The 2,711-nt window shown below is 41.2% G+C and carries 2 protein-coding genes and 5 tRNA genes; 6 read left to right on the top strand and 1 reads right to left on the bottom strand.

Translation table 11 applies throughout. From position 1 onward, the window contains the following. Positions 1–743, top strand: a 743-nt coding sequence (locus tag H5232_RS22820; protein WP_182831584.1) for a DMT family transporter, incomplete at its 5' end; no start/stop codon positions are given. Between the two features lie 63 nt (positions 744–806). Here the strand turns inward: H5232_RS22820 and folD are convergent. After that, positions 807–1,661, bottom strand: a complete 855-nt coding sequence (gene folD / locus H5232_RS22815) for a bifunctional methylenetetrahydrofolate dehydrogenase/methenyltetrahydrofolate cyclohydrolase FolD (protein ID WP_149980758.1) — start codon at positions 1,659–1,661, stop codon at positions 807–809. Positions 1,662–2,011: 350 nt separating this feature from the next. Here folD and H5232_RS22810 point away from each other — a divergent pair. From H5232_RS22810 to H5232_RS22790, 5 genes are all read left to right on the top strand, one after another. Further along, positions 2,012–2,088: transfer RNA gene (locus H5232_RS22810), tRNA-Pro, on the top strand. Positions 2,089–2,219: 131 nt separating this feature from the next. Next, positions 2,220–2,296 (top strand) — tRNA-Arg (locus H5232_RS22805). 23 nt (positions 2,297–2,319) lie between these two features. Continuing rightward, positions 2,320–2,395 (top strand) — tRNA-His (locus H5232_RS22800). 17 nt (positions 2,396–2,412) lie between these two features. Beyond that, positions 2,413–2,489 (top strand) — tRNA-Pro (locus tag H5232_RS22795). Between the two features lie 70 nt (positions 2,490–2,559). Continuing rightward, positions 2,560–2,636: transfer RNA gene (locus H5232_RS22790), tRNA-Pro, on the top strand. Positions 2,637–2,711: the final 75 nt, after the last annotated feature.

Raw genomic sequence — 2,711 nt, 5'->3', positions numbered from 1 at the left:
GGCCTAAAGCAAAACAGTGGCGCGGTTTAGTATTATTAGCTGTGGTTAATATTGCCCTGTTTTTTAGTTTTATTTTTATTATGGCGGTTAATTTACCAGCGGCAATTGCCGGTGTTGGTATGGTCTCTGTGCCTGTGGTTGCGTTGATTTATGCGTGGGTTTTTAAAAAGCAGCGTCCAGCGTTTTTGCAATCGGTGTGCGCACTTGTATTAGTGATTTTGGCTTGGCGATTATTTGATCCCCAGCATGTCACGATTAATGCCTTAGGAGTATTCGCTTTAATTGGTGCGTTGTTAACAATTGTTGTTGGTAGTACTTTAGTGCAAAAAATGTCTACCCACACTCATTGGTGGACGGTATTAACATGGCAGCTGATCATTGGCGGATCATTGTTATCATTAGTAGCAATGACTCAAGCTATTTACTTTGATCCACAACAATATCAAGTACTTGCTAATGGTGTCAGTTCAATACAGTGGCTTGCATTATTTTGGTTAATTGTGCCAAATACAGCGCTTGCGTATATCTTGTATGTTTGGTTACTTGGCCGGATGACGGTGGTTGAGTTTACTTTCGGTACGATTGCTAATCCGATCGCAGGTATTATTTGCGCCGTGGTATTACTAAGTGAGCACTATCAAGTTTGGCAATATACGATTATGGTTTTAATGATTTTCTTCTCTGTGCTGCCGCAATTGTTAAAGCTAACACGGCGCAAGCGCTCAGCTAAAATAGCCTCATAAATAACAACAAAGGGTTGCTAAACAGCATCCCTTGTTAATTCTTGATGCGACGTTATAGGCTAATTAGCTATGGTATTTTTCACAGGCTTCAAGGGTATTTTCAATCAAGCTTGCTACTGTCATTGGGCCTACGCCGCCAGGTACTGGCGTGATGAAATGTGCTTTTTGTTCAGCGATCTCATACTGTACGTCACCGACTAATTTGCCGCTATCTAAACGATTAATGCCTACATCGATCACAATTGCACCTTCTTTAACCCAATCCCCAGGAATAAACTCAGGTTTACCAACTGCCACAACTAACAGATCAGCACGGCGTACATGAGTTTCTAAATCTTGCGTAAATTTATGACACACAGTGGTTGTACAACCTGCAAGTAATAGTTCCAATGCCATAGGACGACCAACAATATTTGAAGCGCCAACAACAACTGCATGCATGCCTTTGTATTTTACACCGGTCGAATCAAGCAGTGTAATAATACCTTTTGGCGTACATGGGCGAAGAGCAGGCATACGCTGTGCTAAACGGCCAATGTTATAAGGATGAAAGCCGTCAACATCTTTGAGTGGAGTGATATGCTCAAGGATTCTTTCAACATCAAGACCAGCAGGAAGAGGAAGTTGTACTAAAATACCATCAACTTGTGCATCGTTATTGAGTTCATCAATTAAATCTAATAATGCTTGCTCGTTTGTATCTGCTGGTAAATCAAATGATTTAGAAATAAAGCCAACTTCTTCACAGGCTTTACGTTTTGAACCTACATAAACTTGGCTTGCAGGATCTTGCCCTACAAGTACAACTGCAAGTCCAGGTGCGCGCAAACCGTTTGCAACACGTTCACTTACTCTTTGTGCTACTGCACTGCGTACTTGTTTAGCTATTGCCTTACCATCGATGATGTTTGCCGTCATGGGTGACCTTTAATTGGGGTTAGTTAACTTAATACCGATACTTTAAAAAAACGAATGCATATAGAAATAGGGGTAATATAATGCTAATAAAGAACACGTTCTTTATTACTCGTTTTTAATATGCTTACTATTTTCGCAGAAAAGCGCTAATGCGCCAAGTTGCTTTTCTGATATAGCCGCTAATTATATAAAACAGTTGAAATTTTAGCTGATCGTCACAATATTTGACCATTATGAACTAAAAATGACCGATTGATTTATTTTCTTAAAAAAAGGTTTGACCTGACACGGTCAAATCACTATTATGCACCCCGTTGTCAACGAGGTCACTCGCTAACAATAGTAAGCATCGGCGATTAGCGCAGTTTGGTAGCGCACTTGGTTTGGGTCCAAGGGGTCGCAGGTTCAAATCCTGCATCGCCGACCACTTTCTCATTTATAAAGAATGGTAATGATTGGTTTGGGTATATCCTATACAGTCACAAGTTAAATGCTGAAAAGCAGGTAACTATTCTATTATAATAGATTGGCTTATTGGTAAACTATGAAGTTTTCGATGCGCCCATAGCTCAGCTGGATAGAGCAACGCCCTTCTAAGGCGTCGGTCGAAGGTTCGAATCCTTCTGGGTGCACCATTTGAAAACACGTAAATATAGCGGTGGTTGTAGCTCAGTTGGTAGAGCCCCGGATTGTGATTCCGGTTGTCGTGGGTTCGAGCCCCATCAGTCACCCCATTTACAAAAAAGAATATCGGCGATTAGCGCAGTTTGGTAGCGCACTTGGTTTGGGTCCAAGGGGTCGCAGGTTCAAATCCTGCATCGCCGACCACTTTCTCAAAAAGTGGTCTCAAATACACAGTTTGAGTGTTCAATGAAAACGAGGTTTAATAGTTCAATATCGGCGATTAGCGCAGTTTGGTAGCGCACTTGGTTTGGGTCCAAGGGGTCGCAGGTTCAAATCCTGCATCGCCGACCACTTTCTTAATTAATAAAAAACAATTCAAAATTCATATTGCACAGCTTAATTCTAAAGCTAAAATATTGCTAACTT

This window comes from Pseudoalteromonas sp. SG41-5, from assembly GCF_014164495.1.
Taxonomy (GTDB): Bacteria; Pseudomonadota; Gammaproteobacteria; order Enterobacterales; family Alteromonadaceae; genus Pseudoalteromonas; species Pseudoalteromonas rhizosphaerae.
Note: the sequence above shows the minus strand (reverse complement) of the source record. Positions and strands in the feature narration are given on the sequence as shown.

Excerpts from the sequence above, each read along its gene's own strand:
- folD (WP_149980758.1), bottom strand. The coding sequence starts at position 1,661 with ATGACGGCAAACATCATCGATGGTAAGGCAATAGCTAAACAAGTACGC.